15 protein-coding genes are annotated in these 16,935 nt (G+C 43.9%); 9 read left to right on the top strand and 6 right to left on the bottom strand.

What is annotated here, in order from left to right; translation table 11 throughout:
* Nucleotides 1–203 precede the first annotated feature (203 nt).
* A complete protein-coding gene (locus AAA952_RS19450; protein WP_338258987.1) occupies nucleotides 204–866 on the top strand; it encodes a glutathione S-transferase family protein in 663 nt (220 codons plus the stop codon).
* A gap of 110 nt (nucleotides 867–976) precedes the next feature.
* Here AAA952_RS19450 and gyrB read toward each other — a convergent pair whose 3' ends face one another.
* The 5 genes from gyrB to dnaA are packed head-to-tail and all read right to left on the bottom strand — an operon-like array spanning nucleotide 977 to nucleotide 7,203.
* Nucleotides 977–3,394: a DNA topoisomerase (ATP-hydrolyzing) subunit B gene (gyrB, locus tag AAA952_RS19445; protein WP_338258936.1), complete on the bottom strand. Its 2,418-nt coding sequence runs from the start codon at nucleotides 3,392–3,394 to the stop codon at nucleotides 977–979.
* A gap of 16 nt (nucleotides 3,395–3,410) precedes the next feature.
* Nucleotides 3,411–4,493 (bottom strand): DNA replication/repair protein RecF, encoded by a 1,083-nt coding sequence (recF, locus tag AAA952_RS19440; protein ID WP_219255772.1) that lies wholly within the window; start codon nucleotides 4,491–4,493, stop codon nucleotides 3,411–3,413.
* Complete coding sequence (locus tag AAA952_RS19435; RefSeq protein WP_147250508.1) at nucleotides 4,490–4,720, bottom strand: hypothetical protein; 231 nt, start codon at nucleotides 4,718–4,720, stop codon at nucleotides 4,490–4,492. The genes recF and AAA952_RS19435 overlap by 4 nt, the downstream gene beginning before the upstream one ends.
* Entirely contained in the window at nucleotides 4,695–5,795 is a 1,101-nt protein-coding gene (gene dnaN / locus AAA952_RS19430; RefSeq protein WP_105250803.1) for a DNA polymerase III subunit beta, read from the bottom strand. The genes AAA952_RS19435 and dnaN overlap by 26 nt, the downstream gene beginning before the upstream one ends.
* A 19-nt stretch (nucleotides 5,796–5,814) precedes the next feature.
* Nucleotides 5,815–7,203: a chromosomal replication initiator protein DnaA gene (gene dnaA / locus AAA952_RS19425; protein ID WP_006083826.1), complete on the bottom strand. Its 1,389-nt coding sequence runs from the start codon at nucleotides 7,201–7,203 to the stop codon at nucleotides 5,815–5,817.
* A gap of 445 nt (nucleotides 7,204–7,648) precedes the next feature.
* Here dnaA and rpmH point away from each other — a divergent pair, with 445 nt between their 5' ends.
* The 5 genes from rpmH (at nucleotide 7,649) to mnmE (ending at nucleotide 11,479) form a co-directional block, all read left to right on the top strand.
* Nucleotides 7,649–7,786 (top strand): 50S ribosomal protein L34, encoded by a 138-nt coding sequence (gene rpmH, locus AAA952_RS19420; RefSeq protein ID WP_006083827.1) that lies wholly within the window; start codon nucleotides 7,649–7,651, stop codon nucleotides 7,784–7,786.
* A gap of 15 nt (nucleotides 7,787–7,801) precedes the next feature.
* A complete protein-coding gene (rnpA, locus tag AAA952_RS19415; protein ID WP_105250802.1) occupies nucleotides 7,802–8,158 on the top strand; it encodes a ribonuclease P protein component in 357 nt (118 codons plus the stop codon).
* Complete coding sequence (gene yidD / locus AAA952_RS19410) at nucleotides 8,125–8,379, top strand: membrane protein insertion efficiency factor YidD (RefSeq protein ID WP_006083829.1); 255 nt, start codon at nucleotides 8,125–8,127, stop codon at nucleotides 8,377–8,379. The genes rnpA and yidD overlap by 34 nt, the downstream gene beginning before the upstream one ends.
* Nucleotides 8,380–8,382: 3 nt before the next feature.
* Complete coding sequence (yidC, locus tag AAA952_RS19405) at nucleotides 8,383–10,011, top strand: membrane protein insertase YidC (protein ID WP_286992498.1); 1,629 nt, start codon at nucleotides 8,383–8,385, stop codon at nucleotides 10,009–10,011.
* Nucleotides 10,012–10,117: 106 nt separating this feature from the next.
* Nucleotides 10,118–11,479, top strand: coding sequence for a tRNA uridine-5-carboxymethylaminomethyl(34) synthesis GTPase MnmE (gene mnmE, locus AAA952_RS19400; RefSeq protein WP_131524518.1), 1,362 nt, complete (start codon nucleotides 10,118–10,120; stop codon nucleotides 11,477–11,479).
* A 90-nt stretch (nucleotides 11,480–11,569) separates the two neighbouring features.
* Here mnmE and AAA952_RS19395 read toward each other — a convergent pair whose 3' ends face one another.
* Nucleotides 11,570–13,123 carry a POT-type proton-dependent oligopeptide transporter gene (locus AAA952_RS19395; protein ID WP_338258923.1) on the bottom strand — a complete coding sequence of 518 codons (1,554 nt, stop codon included), beginning with the start codon at nucleotides 13,121–13,123 and terminating at the stop codon, nucleotides 11,570–11,572.
* A 250-nt stretch (nucleotides 13,124–13,373) separates the two neighbouring features.
* On the opposite strand from AAA952_RS19395, the gene mioC reads away from it, so the two are divergent.
* The 3 genes from mioC to rsmG all read left to right on the top strand — a co-directional run bounded on the left by mioC (nucleotide 13,374) and on the right by rsmG (nucleotide 16,881).
* Entirely contained in the window at nucleotides 13,374–13,814 is a 441-nt protein-coding gene (mioC, locus tag AAA952_RS19390) for an FMN-binding protein MioC (protein WP_105250799.1), read from the top strand.
* Nucleotides 13,815–14,253: 439 nt separating this feature from the next.
* A complete protein-coding gene (gene mnmG, locus AAA952_RS19385; RefSeq protein WP_338258920.1) occupies nucleotides 14,254–16,143 on the top strand; it encodes a tRNA uridine-5-carboxymethylaminomethyl(34) synthesis enzyme MnmG in 1,890 nt (629 codons plus the stop codon).
* A gap of 117 nt (nucleotides 16,144–16,260) precedes the next feature.
* Nucleotides 16,261–16,881: a 16S rRNA (guanine(527)-N(7))-methyltransferase RsmG gene (gene rsmG, locus AAA952_RS19380; RefSeq protein WP_263212659.1), complete on the top strand. Its 621-nt coding sequence runs from the start codon at nucleotides 16,261–16,263 to the stop codon at nucleotides 16,879–16,881.
* Nucleotides 16,882–16,935 lie beyond the last annotated feature (54 nt).

Raw genomic sequence — 16,935 nt, 5'->3', positions numbered from 1 at the left:
AATCCATCGAGCAAAGTAATTAAGATATGGTTAAATTATCTCAATGCTGTGGGTCGTTTAAATTCAATAAAAGTGACTCGTAAGCTCAAGAGAAATGACGCGTATTAGCGGATGTAGAAAGGGTAGAATATTTATTAGTCATAGGTGAAATGAGTCCATATAGTAGCTTTGCAGAAACACTGCATTTCACTCAAGGACAAACAATGGATCTTTATATCGGCAATAAAAATTACTCTAGCTGGTCACTGCGAGCTTGGTTAATGGCCGCAAAATCTGGCGTGCAGTTCAACGAAGTATTACTGCAACTCGATACCGACAGCTTCTATCAGCAACTCAAAGCCATTTCGCCGACTTTAAAAGTACCGACATTAGTCGATGACGATATCACGGTATGGGATTCACTTTCGATTTGCGAATATCTCAATGACACCTATCTTGCAGGTAGCGCATGGCCGCAAGATCCTAAACAAAAAGCCAAGGCTAGATCGATTGCCAGTGAAATGCATTCAGGCTTTAATGCCGTGCGTAACGCTCTACCAATGAACATACGCGCGAGGCGCTATGTTGAACTCACAGATGCGGTCCGCAAAGACATTGAGCGCATCGATGCGATTTGGTCAGCACAAATGGCCGAGTTTGCCCCATCACATGCCGAAGGTACTTGGTTATTTGGCCAATGGTCGATTGCCGACATGATGTTTGCCCCTGTGGTTATGCGTTTTCTTACCTACGATATTGAAGTCTCGCAGGCAAGCCGTGCCTATATGCAGCATGTGATCAGCTGTCCGGAAATGCAGGCGTGGATTAATGCGGCTAAAGCAGAGACTGAAATTGTTGCAGCGGATGAAGCGGGTATTGATCGATAAAGAGATAAATCATAGAGATAAAAAAGGGAAAGCCTTGGCTTTCCCTTAATCATTCAAGTACTAACACGAGTCTTAACACGCATTACACGTCTAATATTATACATCTAGCATTAAACGTCTAAGTTAGCCACGTTCAATGCGTTCGCTTCGATGAACTCACGACGAGGTTCAACTTGATCACCCATCAAACAAGTGAACAACTGATCGGCACCCACAGCATCATCGATCGTGACTTGCAACATACGGCGTGATTCAGGATCCATTGTAGTTTCCCACAATTGCTCTGGGTTCATCTCACCCAATCCTTTATAACGTTGAATGTATAAGCCGCGTTTGGCTTCAGAAATCGTCCAATCTAGCGCTTCGAGGAAGCTGCCGACTTCTTTAACACGATCGCCGCGTTGTACATAGCCGCCTTCTTCAATCATGCCATCTAACGCCGCACCTAACTTACCGATACGTTGATAATCGCTTGATTGGAAGAAGTCATAAGTAAACAGATAGTTAGTATCGATACCGTGCTTACGAATGGTGATCTTAGGCAGATACACTTTACGCTCAGGATCGAGAATCGGCTCAGCAGAATACAGTACACCGCTGTTTTCCATTTCCACCAGCTCATGGATAAAGGCATCGATCCACTCTTTCATCTTGCCTTCATCGGCCAACATATCGTTGGTGATCATTGGGTGGTAAAGCATACGGTTAGTAATGTGCGTTGGATAGCGCTGCTCTAAACGGGCCACAATGGCTTCCACTTCACGATACTGAGTCACTAAACGCTCTAACGGCTCACCTGACATACCAATCGCACCTTGCGTTGGATACACAACAGTGCCATCCAATGCTTGAGTCGTGAGGTATTGAGTCAATGCTGGCTCATCTTTCAAATACTGTTCTTGCTTGCCCTTTTTCACTTTAAATAAAGGCGGTTGAGCAATATACACATAACCACGTTCAATCAATTCAGGCATTTGACGGAAGAAGAAGGTCAACAGCAAAGTACGAATGTGCGAGCCGTCGACGTCAGCATCCGTCATGATGATGATGTTGTGATAACGGGTTTTATCTGGGTTATATTCGTCGCGACCAATACCACAGCCAAGTGCCGTGATCAGTGTGGCCACTTCTTGAGAAGACAACATCTTATCGAAGCGGGCCTTCTCAACGTTTAGAATTTTACCTTTCAGTGGCAAAATCGCTTGGTTCTTACGGTTACGTCCCTGCTTAGCACTACCGCCAGCAGAGTCACCTTCCACTATGTAAATTTCTGAAAGACCAGGATCTTTTTCTTGGCAATCGGCCAGCTTACCTGGCAAACCACCTAAATCGAGTGCGCCTTTACGACGGGTCATTTCACGAGCTTTACGCGCCGCTTCACGGGCACGGGCAGCATCGACAATCTTACCGACGATCAACTTCGCATCAGCTGGGTTTTCCAGCAGATAATCGTTCAGCTTCTCACCCATGGTTTGTTCAACCGCGGTTTTCACTTCACTAGAAACCAGTTTGTCTTTGGTTTGCGAGCTGAACTTTGGATCTGGCACTTTAACAGAGATAACGGCAGTCAAGCCTTCGCGGGCATCGTCGCCAGTCGCGCTGGTTTTGCCTTTCTTGTTATAACCTTCGTTTTCCATGTAGCTGTTGAGGTTACGTGTCAACGCACTACGGAAACCGACTAAGTGAGTACCACCATCACGCTGTGGGATGTTGTTGGTAAAACAGAAAATATTTTCCTGATAACCGTCATTCCACTGCATAGCCACTTCAACGGTAATGCCATCTTCACGTTCTTGCATAAAGTGGAATACATCTTTGTTGACTGGCGTTTTATTACGGTTCAGGTAATCGACGAATGCGCTAATCCCGCCTTCGTATTTGAAAAATTCATTTTTATTGTCGCGTTCATCAACCAGACGAATACCCACGCCTGAGTTAAGGAAAGACAGTTCACGCACACGCTTTGCCAGAATTTCAAAGTGAAACTCAACATCGCTGAAGGTATCTTCACTTGGCCAAAAACGGATTTCAGTACCGGTTTTGGTTGCATCACCAATCTCTTTGATCGGCGCATCAGGCACACCGTGAGTATAAAACTGCTCGTATACTTTGCCAGCACGACGAATGGTCATTTGCAGCTTTTTAGATAAAGCGTTTACAACCGATACACCCACGCCGTGGAGACCGCCAGACACTTTATAGGAGTTATCGTCGAACTTACCGCCGGCATGCAATACCGTCATAATAACTTCTGCCGCCGATACGCCTTCTTCCTCATGGATAGAGACCGGAATACCACGGCCGTCATCCTTAACAGAAACCGAACCATCTACATGGATAGTAATCGTAATATCGCTACAGTGGCCGGCTAAGGCTTCATCGATAGAGTTATCGACTACTTCGAACACCATATGATGTAGACCCGTACCGTCGTCGGTGTCACCAATATACATCCCAGGTCTCTTACGTACTGCATCAAGGCCCTTAAGGGCCTTAATACTCGAAGAATCGTAACTATTCTCTGACATATTATTCTCTCAATGGTTATTCAATTACCGTTACACGTCCCTGTTCCACATGAAACATCCTACTGGGAGGCGTGTGTAACGAATCGACTATTGCAGCAGGATCAATGGCGGTCACAAAAACTTGTGCTCCGGTATCCGTTAACTGCTTAAGCAATAGCTGCCTATGCTGTGCATCCAACTCGGACGGAAGATCGTCCACAAGATAAATACTGTTTTTATCTATTTGTTGTTTGAGCAACTTTCCCTGTGCAATACGCAGTGCACAGACTAATAATTTCAATTGACCACGGGACAGGGCATCCTGCGCCGGCAAAGTGCCTACACGAAGTCTAAGGTCAGCTTTATGGGGACCGCTGACGGTATGACCTGTGGCCAAATCTCTGGAATATTGGTTTTCGAGTAGTTCTGCAAAATCCGTTTTACTATCCCAGCCGCGCGTAAATGAAACCTTCACATCTACACTCGGTAAAAACTCCCCGATTATACCCTTAAGTAGCTCATTTAACGAGTCTACATAATGGTTTCGTATTTCGGTGACCTGCTCGGCATAGCGCACAAACTCTTGATCCCAAAATTGAATATGACTGTAAGCCGAACCGTTTCTAAGCAATTGATTTCTTTGCTTAAGAACGCGACGAACATTCGTCCAAGCGCCATAAAACTGTGGGTCAGCATGAAATGCGCCCCAATCGATAAATTGTCGACGGGATTTTGGGCCTTCAAACAGTAAAGAAAAGCTTTCAGGTGTGATCACTTGAATAGGTAAAGCTTCGGCTAAGGTCGACAGACGTTTGACTTTTTCGCCGTCGATTTTCACTTCCGTCTCACCATTGCGAAATCGGCGTAAACCAATTTTACTGTCACCGCGCGCTAAATTTAAAGTCGCAAATAGCGTTAATTTATCGTCATCGTGATTAATCACTCGTTGGGATAAATGACTGCGAAACGAGCGCCCCATACCGAGGAAATAAATGGCTTCTAAAATACTGGTTTTTCCGCTGCCATTTTGACCATAAATCACGTTAATCCCAGATGCTGGGATTAACTGTGCGGACTGAATGTTGCGAAACGCTTCGATATTGAGACGGGTCAGGCTCATGCATTACTCATTAAGCCGCGTAAACGGCGTAGGCAAGGATTCATAGCACTTAACGAGCAACTCAATCGCTGCCACAGGCTAAGACTATCGGTAAATGAGTGAAGGAATGGCCAATGCTGTGCATTAAACACTGTGCCGCCGTTAAGCGGCATAGACATCAAAGACAGAGGTACAGACACGGGTAACGTAAAAATCGATGGTTTATAAGCGCATCGGCATAACCACATACATGGAATCTTCTTCCAAATGGTTTTCGATTAGGGCGCTGGAGTTACCATCAATGAGTGTGATACGCACATCATCGGACTTAAGGTTGTTGAGCACGTCCAGTAAGTAACTGACGTTAAAACCAATTTCTAGGGCCTGATTGTTGTATTCCACATCGATGATTTCTTCCGCTTCTTCCTGTTCAGGGTTATTAGCGGTGATCTTGAGCAGACCATTTTCGAGTTGAATACGCACACCACGGAATTTTTCATTGGATAAAATAGAAGCCCGCGTCAGCGCTTGCTTCAGGTGATTACGACTCGCAATCACAATTTTATCACCGCCCTTTGGCAATACACGGCGATAATCAGGGAAGCGACCATCGACTAATTTACTGGTAAATACTGTGTTAGCCGTAGTAGCACGAATAGCATTATCACCAATAGCAATGGTGATATCGAGATCGTCAGACTCCAATAAGCGCGCCATTTCAATTACGCCTTTACGGGGCACAATGACTTGTTTTTCCGGTAATTGTGCTTCAATCGTACGATGACTTAAGGCTAAACGATGACCGTCGGTCGCTATCGCACGCAAAACATTACCTTCTGTTTCAAACAATAATCCGTTGAGGTAATAGCGTACATCTTGGTTAGCCATCGAAAACTGCGTCGAGTCGATAATTGACTTCAACACGCCCTGCTTCAAGCTAAATTCAATCTCAGCTTGGAAGGCTTCAACGTTAGGGTATTCTTCTGCGGGCAAAGTCGCTAAGGAAAAACGGCTACGGCCTGAGCGCAGCAACCATTTATTATCTTGTTGTTCGACTTTCAGTTCGCTTTGTTCTGGCAAAGACTTAACAATATCGAGCAGTTTCTTCGCTGGAACCGTAGTACGACCTTCTTCGATATCACCGTGAACCACAGCTTGGCCCACGAGTTCGACTTCTAAATCTGTACCAGTCAGCTTAAGTGAGTGACCACTTACTTCTACAAGGAGGTTAGACAAAATGGGCAAGTTATGGCGTCTTTCTACCGCACCACACACCAATTGCAACGGCTTTAATAGGGCATCCCTATCAATTGAGAATTTCATCGTGTCCAAATTCCTTGTTTTAAGAAGATAAGGTTCTAATCAAATTAGCATAATCTTCTTTAATGTCGTGGCTCTCTTCCCGTAGCTGAGCAATCTTACGACAGGCATGCAACACTGTGGTGTGATCTCTACCACCAAAAGCATCACCAATTTCCGGCAAGCTTTGGTTAGTTAATTCTTTGGATAACGCCATTGCCACTTGCCTTGGGCGCGCGACACTGCGTGAACGACGCTTAGACAACATATCAGCCATCTTGATCTTGTAGTATTCAGCTACGGTTTTCTGAATATTGTCTATAGTGACTAATTTTTCTTGAAGTGCCAAGAGGTCACGTAAGGCTTCACGAACAAAATCAATAGTAATTGGCCGACCCGTGAAGTTAGCGTTGGCGATAACACGGTTTAATGCCCCTTCTAGCTCGCGTACGTTTGAACGTAAACGCTTAGCAATAAAGAAAGCCACTTCATCGGGCAAGTTAATGCCGCTCTCTTGAGCTTTACGCATCAAGATCGCTACGCGGGTCTCTAACTCTGGTGGCTCAATAGCCACAGTTAAACCCCAACCGAAACGCGATTTCAATCTGTCTTCAACACCGTCGATCTCTTTTGGATAACGATCTGAAGTCAAAATAATTTGGTGATTCCCTTCAAGTAACGCATTGAAGGTATGAAAGAATTCTTCTTGGGATCTGTCTTTATTGGCAAAAAATTGAATATCATCAATAAACAAGGCATCGACGCTACGGTAGTAACGTTTAAATTCTTCGATCGCATTGTTTTGCAGCGCTTTAACCATGTCCTGGACAAAACGCTCGGAATGCATGTAAACCACTTTGGCATTAGGATTATTTTTAATGATCCCGTTACCGACAGCGTGCAACAAGTGAGTCTTACCTAGACCTGTTCCGCCATATAAAAATAGTGGGTTATAAGCACCACCCGGATTTTCAGCCACTTGTAACGCCGCAGCCTTACCTAATTGGTTAGACTTACCTTCTACGAAGTTATCAAACTGGTAGCTCGGATTAATGTTACTGCGGTGATTCGCGTTCGCCATAGGCTCGGCTTGGACATTAAACGTCGTGCCTACCGTCGCTTTAGTTTGGGTATTCGCTACACGAGTTGGCGCAATCGGTGCTGGAACACTAGGCTTTTTCGCCGAAGGACGACTACCTATATCGAAACGCAATTTAGGCGCGTCGCTACCCATTTGCTCAGTAAAGAACTGATTAATGATATTGATGTACTTATCTCTGACCCAATCAAGCACGAAGCGGTTGGGCGCATAAAGCACCAGAGTATCTCCATCCATTTCGGCTTGTAACGGTCTGATCCACATACTGAACTGCTGAGCAGAAAGCTCATCTTGCAGTCGTCCGATACATTGTTGCCAAAGTGAAACAGCCACTTAGTTATCCCCAAAAGATCATCAAAAAAGAGGTGTATTCTATAGCGAGATCTCAAGGATCGCTATCCTTAAAAAATATTTATCCCCAGCGAGATCATTCTATGTGGATATCCTCGATCATCAAAGATCCAAAACGATCCTTTTATTCAGCACTAACCGCAAATCCTGCTTTATTAAGCGATCCACATTGATCTATAATGGCGCCCCTTCGATCGGCTCGAAGATCCCCTGCACTACTACATGTAGTGTCCGTACACAGAGTTATCCACATCTTATGGTGTATTCTGGGGGTTGATCTAAGGATACGCTGGCAGAAATAATGCACTTACTTACTTTCGTTGTTGACGTGACTAAGTATTGTGATTACAATTCGGCCTCTTTTTTGCCCTTACCTCTATCCTAGAGATAAGGATATGTTCACTAATAACAAAGACGGATTGCCATCATGAGTAAACGTACTTTTCAACCTAGCAACCTGAAGCGCAAGCGTTCTCACGGCTTCCGCGCTCGTATGGCTACTGTAGGCGGCCGTAAGGTGCTTGCACGTCGTCGTGCGAAAGGTCGCGCTCGTTTATCTGCTTAATAAGTGGGTAACTAGTTGACTAGCTATACCTTTTCGCGGGAGTTACGTTTGTTAACTCCCGCGCAATTTAAATCTGTATTTTCCAATCCCATCAAAGCATCTTCTGCTGAAATTACCTTGCTCGCTATTCCTAACACGGAACAACATCCGCGTATGGGCCTTACTGTTGCTAAACGCTATGTAAAACGCGCCAATCAACGTAACCGTATTAAGCGCGTGATCAGAGATAGTTTTCGCTTAAATCAACACGACATTCCTCATCTTGATATTGTTGTGCTTGTCAGAAATGGCGTGATGGAAATGGAAAACGCTGAAATCAACAAATTGATAGAAAAGCTATGGCGCAAACTCAGTCGCCGCTACAATGGCTAGCGACCACGTTAATTCGTGGCTATCAAGTATTCATAAGCCCTATACTGGGCCCTCGATGCCGTTTCAATCCCACCTGCTCTCACTACGCTATTGAAGCAATAAAAGTGCATGGAACCGCGAAAGGTTGTTGGTTTGCATTGAAACGCATATTAAAATGTCACCCTTTACATCCCGGCGGTAGTGATCCCGTCCCCCCTAAAAATGATAGGTGTAATAAATAGGCTATGGAATCTCAACGCAATATATTGCTCATAGGACTACTGTTTGTCAGCTTTTTGCTGTGGCAACAGTGGCAAGCAGACAAAGCTCCTAAACCCGTTGCAACCGAATCGTCCTTAGTGGCGAACGCGGCAAGCTCGCACAGTGCCGATGTTCCAGAAGCTGATACAGGTGTTCCTGCTGCTGCAGTTACTGCAAACAGCAAACTGATTACGGTAAAAACAGATCAGTTAGACATTCAGATCAATCCAGTGGGTGGTGACATCGTTTTTGCTGCGTTAGTTTCGCACAAAAAAGAACTAGAGAAAGATCAACCATTCGTATTGCTTGAGCAAACGAATGATTTCACTTATATCGCTCAAAGCGGCCTAATTGGTCGCGATGGTATAGATAGCAGCGCAAAAGGCCGTGCCGCATTTAGCGCAACGGCAACTGAATATACCTTAGCCGAAGGCCAAGATACCTTAGAAGTACCGTTAACTTATATCGCTGACAATGGTGTGACTTACACTAAAGTGTTCGTATTCCATCGCGGTAAGTTCAACATAGATGTTGACTATAAAATCAACAACACTTCAGCAGCACCGCTGCAAGTTCAGATGTACGGTCAGATTAAACAAACGATCAAGCCATCTGAAAGCAGCATGATGATGCCTACCTATCGTGGTGGTGCGTTCTCAACGAATGATGTGCGCTATGAAAAATACAACTTTGACGACATGGCCAAAAGTAACCTGAACCAAGCCACTTTAGGCGGTTGGGCAGCCATGTTACAACACTATTTCGTTTCAGCTTGGGTGCCACCCGCAACTGACAGCAACACCATTTTTTCTAGTGTCAGTGCTGGCGGTTTAGCTAATATTGGTTTCCGCGGCGCGGTATACGATATTGCACCTGGTGCCAGCCAAGAAATTAGCTCACAGTTCTATGTTGGTCCTAAGGATCAAGCGGCACTGTCAGCGATTTCTGAAACCTTAAATCTAGTGGTCGATTACGGTTTCTTATGGTGGTTAGCAGTTCCTATTCACTGGCTATTGATGTTCTATCAATCATTCGTCGGTAACTGGGGTGTGGCAATTATTCTGATCACGTTAACCGTTCGTGGTTTACTGTTCCCACTGACAAAAGCGCAGTACACCTCAATGGCGAAGATGCGTAATCTGCAACCTAAGCTGACAGATTTGAAAGAACGCTTTGGTGATGACCGTCAAAAGATGGGTCAAGCCATGATGGAACTGTATAAGAAAGAAAAAGTTAACCCTATGGGTGGCTGTTTACCTATTATTTTACAGATGCCAATCTTCATTGCCTTATACTGGGTATTGTTAGAAAGCTTCGAATTACGTCATGCACCATTTATGCTGTGGATCCACGATTTATCGGTACAAGATCCTTACTACATACTGCCGCTGCTGATGGGCGTCTCTATGTTTGTAATGCAGAAGATGCAACCAATTGCGCCGACAATGGATCCAATGCAAGTGAAAATGATGCAATGGATGCCAGTAATCTTTACCGTATTCTTCCTGTGGTTCCCATCAGGTCTAGTACTGTACTGGTTAGTAGGTAACATAGTTGCCATCACGCAGCAGAAGATTATTTATGCAGGTCTTGAGAAAAAAGGCTTAAAATAAGCCCTACCTTTAGCAAAGCATAAAGTGAAAATAATACTAAAGGCGGCTTAATTAGCCGCCTTTTCCTTTACATGATTTGGTAGATATTAGTTTGGTGGGTATTTCCGTGACAACTGACACTATCGTGGCTCAAGCCACCGCGCCCGGACGTGGCGGCGTTGGCATCATCCGAATTTCAGGCAACAAGGCCAGTGATGTCGCTATGGCCGTATTGGGTCATCTTCCTAAAACGAGATATGCCGATTATTGCGACTTTAAAAGTGCAACAGGCCAAGTAATCGACCAAGGCATAGCGCTGTTTTTTAAAGGACCCAATTCCTTTACCGGCGAAGATGTATTGGAACTTCAAGGCCACGGCGGCCAAATCGTCCTCGACATGCTGATCAAACGTGTAATGGAAGTCGGTGGTATTCGAATAGCCAAACCCGGTGAGTTCAGCGAACAAGCCTTTATGAACGACAAGCTAGACTTAACCCAAGCCGAAGCGATTGCCGATCTTATCGATGCCACCAGTGAGCAAGCGGCTAAAAGCGCGCTGCAATCACTCCAAGGTGAATTTTCTAAGGAAGTCCATGAGCTGGTGGATCAAGTCACTAACCTACGTTTATATGTAGAAGCTGCGATTGATTTCCCCGATGAAGAAGTCGACTTTTTAAGTGATGGTAAAATTGCCAATGCACTCTACAAAATCATCGACAAACTTGACCTAGTGCAAGCCAGTGCTAAACAAGGTTCTATCATCCGCGAAGGCATGAAAGTGGTGATCGCGGGTCGTCCTAACGCCGGAAAATCCAGCTTATTAAACGCCTTAGCCGGTAAAGAATCGGCTATTGTTACCGAAATTGCTGGTACAACACGGGATGTATTACGCGAGCACATCCACTTAGATGGCATGCCACTGCACATTATCGATACCGCAGGCCTACGTGATACGACAGATACCGTTGAACAAATTGGTATAGAACGTGCTTGGAATGAAATAAACAGTGCCGATCGGGTGTTATTTATGGTTGATGGCACCACCACAGCCGCCGTTAATCCCCATGATATTTGGCCTGACTTTGTCGATCGCCTGCCCTCAAATTTAGGTGTAACAGTGATCCGCAATAAAGCCGATCTCACTGGCGAAGACTTAATGATGACCGAAGAACAAGGTTATAGTGTTTACCGGATCTCGGCCAAAACGGGCTTAGGTGTTGAACAGTTAAAGCAGCATTTAAAATCACTCATGGGCTACCAGAGTAACCTCGAAGGTGGCTTTATCGCCCGGCGTCGTCACTTAGAAGCCCTTGAACTAGCCGCAAGCCATCTGCAATTGGGTAAAGAACAATTAGAAGTGTATCTAGCAGGAGAACTGCTGGCAGAAGAGTTACGCATGTGCCAATTAGCACTATCAGAAATCACTGGCCGCTTCACCTCAGATGATCTCTTAGGCAAAATTTTTAGCTCTTTCTGTATCGGAAAATAACTAACCTTAATATTATTTCCATATAAATCAGCCCATACAATATGGGCTGATTTTTTATCTACAACTGAATATTTCCACTCATCGACTAACTCATGATTCGACGTGGCGGTAATTATCTTGCATTTGATAGGATCTTGCATAAAGCGCAAACATCAATGCTGCCAAGATGGCAAAACCTGCGAAGAAAAACATCTGAAATGCGGTAATACTGATCCCCGTCTGGGCAATTTGTTCCGTCACTACCGGACTTTTCACACTGACGTTCGCTAGTAGCACCCATAAGTTACCGACGGTCACCGATAAGGTCCAAAAACTCATAATAGTGCCTTTCATGGCTTTAGGCGCTTGGCTGTAGGCAAACTCTAGCCCAGTGGCAGAGACTAATACTTCACCAAAGGTGAGCAAAGCATAGGGCACAATCTGCCAAAATATTGATAATACCGAGCCGCCATCCATCACCAATTGAATGCTACCAACGACTATCCAACTCACGCCCGTGATGGCAATCCCAGCCCCCATTTTACGCAAAGCAGTTAACTTTATACCCATGCGCTCAATCGCCGGATATAACACAAAGTTATTAAATGGGATAAGTAACATAACTAATAATGGGTTTAAAGCTTGCATCATGGCGGGTTCAAACCATTCCGGTTTAGACATGTCATTGGCTTGCAGTATCCAAGTGGACGCTTTCTGATCGAACAAAGACCAAAAAGGAGTCACTAACGCAAATAAGATTAAGATCCGTAGTACTGAACGTACCCCATCAACGGCGATATCCGGATGGATCCCCCTAGCCCGTTCGAGTTGCAATGAAGCCCCTGCGCCAACAAATCCCATCACAAGCACTAACGCACAACACAAACCAGCAACGATACCTAAGGTAGGAATATTCACTAAAGCATACGCTGCAGAAATTATCCCAACTAAAGCTAACACTAAACCTATGTTGGCTTGACCAGCAATTTTAGTGAGCAATGCGGTACGAATAACGGGTAAAAAACCATGGGGATTTTTCGGTTCGGGTGGCATATGCACATAACGTTTGCGGCCTAACCAGAAGAACACAGTTGCAATAAACATTAAGACACCAGGGATCCCAAATGCGACCGCTGCACCATAATATTTCAATAGTAATGGCATAGATAACGAGGCGAAGAAGGAGCCAAAGTTAATCGTAAAATAAAACAGATCAAACGCTTTCTGCGCCAATGTTTTATTGGTTTGATCAAATTGATCCCCCATAAAGGAAGAAACCAAGGGCTTAATCCCACCCGATCCGAGCGCAATTAAAAATAATCCCGTATAAAACCCTTGAATACTGTGTTCAAAAATAGCGAGAAATGCATGGCCAACACAATAAATTAAACTTAACCATAAGATAGTATTGTATTTACCGAAAAAACGATCGGCAATCCAACCCCCGAGTAACGGGAAAAAATACACTCCAATGACAAAGGAATGGAACACATCCTTAGCCATAGTTCCGCGCAGTTCTTCTGGAATAGACAACAAAAGTGCTGTCATCAAGAATGGGGTAAGAATATTCCGCATACCGTAAAAGCTAAAACGTTCACAAGCTTCACTGGCTATGATGTAAGGAATTTGCCGTGGCCACTGGGGCGCATTTACGGGTGTTGTCATGGATCATCCTATTATAATTATTTGATTTTAAATGAAATTAACTTTTTAAATATATTAATTATGTATCAAGAAGCTAAAGGTAACATGTAAGCGAAACCAACCTTATATAAAGGATGCAAAAACTGCAAAAATCACATATTGCTTCTGTGGTCCTATCCACATTTCCTTTATGATGAACATAATAATAGCCATTCAGCTATCTATTTAATTGAAATTAGTTTTAAAAACAACAACACACTGAGAAATCATAATGGCAAAGATTGAAGTAATCGTTGGTACAACATTGGGCAGTGCAGAGTATGTTGCCGACGAAATGATGGCCCAATTAACGGAGCAAGGACACCAAGTTCAAGTTCATTTAACCCCAACATTGTGCGAAATAGACACCCATGCACTGTGGATTATCGTGTCATCAACTCATGGAGCTGGTGATCTTCCAGATAATATTCAGCCTTTTTTCAACGAAATTACCGAACAAAAACCGGATCTCAGCCAAGTAAACTTTGCCTTATGTGCAATTGGTGACTCAAGTTACGATACCTTTTGCCAAGGCCCAGAAAAATTAATTTCAGCCATTCAAGACTGCGATGCAAAAGCCTTTGTGGATAAGATCCAGATCGATGTACAGCTTGATCCTGTGCCGGAAGACCCAGCCCTTGCATGGTTAGCACAATGGCAACAGGACATTTAAGATCGCTTATTGGATAAGGTCCCGATCTATGTACAGTTTAGATCCTATTTATCCACAATTTACTTATTTAAAGTATAAACATGTGGATAAGCTATTATTTAGATCTGATCAACCTCTGTACTATTCACAGTCCGATCTGCTTAATGATCCGCCTTGTGGATAAGTAGGCGATCTATCCCCATGTTTAATGACATTAGATCGCGATCAGATCACAGGATCAAGATCGCGCTAATTAATGATTTATATAATGAATTTGGGTTATGCACAGAAAAACGCGATCCTAATAGTAAACATAATAAGAAGATCTATATAAAGATCTTAAGATCTATTAGTCCGGATCATCTCGATCGAACAGCGTAAAATGATCATTCACCTAAGACGAAGCAAATGCTAAAATGCTCGGCTCGTACTGAGTCTCTTAGCAATTGAAGGTAGTGGCATGCATTTTCATGAACGGTTTGATGTTATTGTTGTTGGTGGTGGTCATGCCGGAACTGAAGCCGCGTTGGCAGCAGCAAGAATGGGATCAAAAACATTATTACTAACGCACAATATCGATACGTTAGGACAAATGTCATGTAATCCAGCGATCGGTGGCATAGGCAAAGGCCATTTAGTGAAAGAAATTGACGCCTTAGGTGGTGCAATGGCAATCGCAACCGATTATGCAGGGATCCAATTTAGAACCTTAAATTCAAGTAAAGGCCCAGCAGTACGAGCAACACGTGCACAAGCTGACCGTGCACTGTATCGTCAAAAAATCCAAAATATATTACAAAACCAACCTAACTTACGTATTTTCCAACAAGCCGTAGATGACTTAATTGTTGAAAATCATCAAGTAGTTGGTGTAGTTACCCAAATGGGTTTAGCCTTTGAATCTCCAGCTGTTGTATTAACAACAGGTACATTCTTAAGCGGCAAAATTCATATAGGCTTAGAAAACTACAGCGGTGGCCGTGCAGGCGATCCACCAGCGATTGCTTTAGCAAATCGATTACGTGAATTACCGATCCGAGTCGGCCGTTTAAAAACAGGTACACCGCCACGTATCGATGCAAACACGATCGATTTTTCTCAAATGGCTGAACAGAAAGGCGATTCTCCGTTACCTGTCATGTCATTTATGGGGGATGTCAGTCATCATCCAAAACAGATTTCTTGCTGGATCACTCACACTAATGAAAAAACCCATGAAATTATTCGTGGTGGTTTAGACAGAAGCCCTATGTATTCAGGCGTCATCGAAGGTATTGGTCCACGTTATTGCCCATCGATTGAAGACAAGATCCACCGCTTTGCGGATAAATCTTCGCATCAGATCTTCATCGAACCAGAAGGTTTAAATACCAATGAGATCTATCCAAATGGGATCTCTACTAGCTTACCTTTCGATGTACAGTTGAATTTAGTACGTTCGATCAAAGGCATGGAAAACGCAGAAATCATGCGTCCAGGTTATGCGATCGAATACGATTATTTCGATCCAAGAGATCTGAAAAACTCATTAGAAACCAAAGCGATCAACGGTTTATTCTTCGCAGGCCAAATAAACGGCACTACAGGTTATGAAGAAGCTGGTGCTCAAGGTTTATTAGCAGGCATGAATGCCTCACTGCAAGTACAAGGCAAAGAAGCCTGGTGTCCACGCCGTGACGAAGCATATCTTGGAGTACTAGTTGACGATTTATCAACTCTAGGTACCAAAGAACCGTACCGCATGTTTACTAGCCGTGCCGAATACCGTTTGCTACTTCGTGAAGATAACGCTGATATTCGCTTAACGGCAAAAGGTCGCGAATTAGGTTTAGTTGACGACACTCGCTGGGCGGCATTTAGTGAGAAGTTAGAATCGATCGAACTTGAGTTACAACGTTTGCGCGCTCAATGGGTGCATCCAAATTCACCTTTGATCCATGCATTAAACCCACACTTGAATACGCCGATCTCTCGCGAAGCATCATTTGAAGAATTACTGCGTCGTCCAGAAATGGATTACGGCAAGTTGATGCAGATCGAAGGTTTTGGTCCAGGGCTTGAAGATCCACAGGCGGCCGAGCAAGTTCAGATCCAAGTTAAGTATTCTGGTTATATTCAACGTCAGCAGGAAGAGATCAACAAAGCTGTGCGTAATGAGAACACTGGTTTACCTTTGACGCTCGATTACAAAGAAGTACCGGGCTTATCGAACGAGGTGATTGCTAAGTTAAATAACCATAAACCAGAAACCATAGGCCAAGCTTCACGGATCTCTGGTATTACGCCTGCGGCTATTTCAATTTTGTTAGTTCACCTCAAAAAGCGTGGCTTATTACGTAAGAGTGCGTAAAAGCTAGCTTAATCGCTGCTTAGGTCATAGAAGGGAAGCATTCAGGCTTCCCTTCATCGTTTTCGGGCTTCATAATAGCCTTCGCGTTCATAATCGTATATTTGTTGAGGTTGCTCAGTGTTATCTGCCCAGTTAGAGGCTTATTTAGCCGAAATTAATTTGCCCGCCACCGCCGAGCAGAAAAAACAACTAATTGATTTTGTTGGCATGCTCAACAAATGGAATAAAGCCTATAACCTGACATCGGTGAGAGATCCCGAAGCTATGCTGATCCGTCATATCATGGACAGTTTAGTAGTTTCAAAACACCTGCAAGGTGAATGTTTTATCGATGTAGGCACTGGACCGGGTTTACCTGGGATCCCGTTAGCCATTATGAACCCCGATAAACAATTTGTGTTATTGGACAGCTTAGGTAAACGTATTCGTTTTCAAAAACAAGTGTCCTTTGAATTAGGCATACATAACATCAGCTCAGTTGAAAGCCGCGTAGAAGCTTATCAACCGGAGGATAAATTCGACGGCGTATTAAGTCGTGCATTTGCCTCAATCCAAGATATGCTGACTTGGTGCCATCATCTCCCCGCTGAACACGGACAGTTTTATGCACTTAAAGGCCAGTTGAATGATGAAGAGATGCAACATATTCCAAATGGATTTGTGGTGAAAGAAGTTATCGAGCTTAAGGTGCCTAAACTCGATGAAAAAAGACATTTATTGAAGATAATCAAAGAATAACAGGCTTAAAAGTGATAAATAAATCATTTATAAGCAAGGGCAATAAACCAGCAT

The organism is Shewanella sp. M-Br (assembly GCF_036245925.1).
GTDB classification, from domain to species: Bacteria; Pseudomonadota; Gammaproteobacteria; order Enterobacterales; family Shewanellaceae; genus Shewanella; species Shewanella oncorhynchi.
This window is presented reverse-complemented; position numbering and strand designations above follow the sequence as displayed.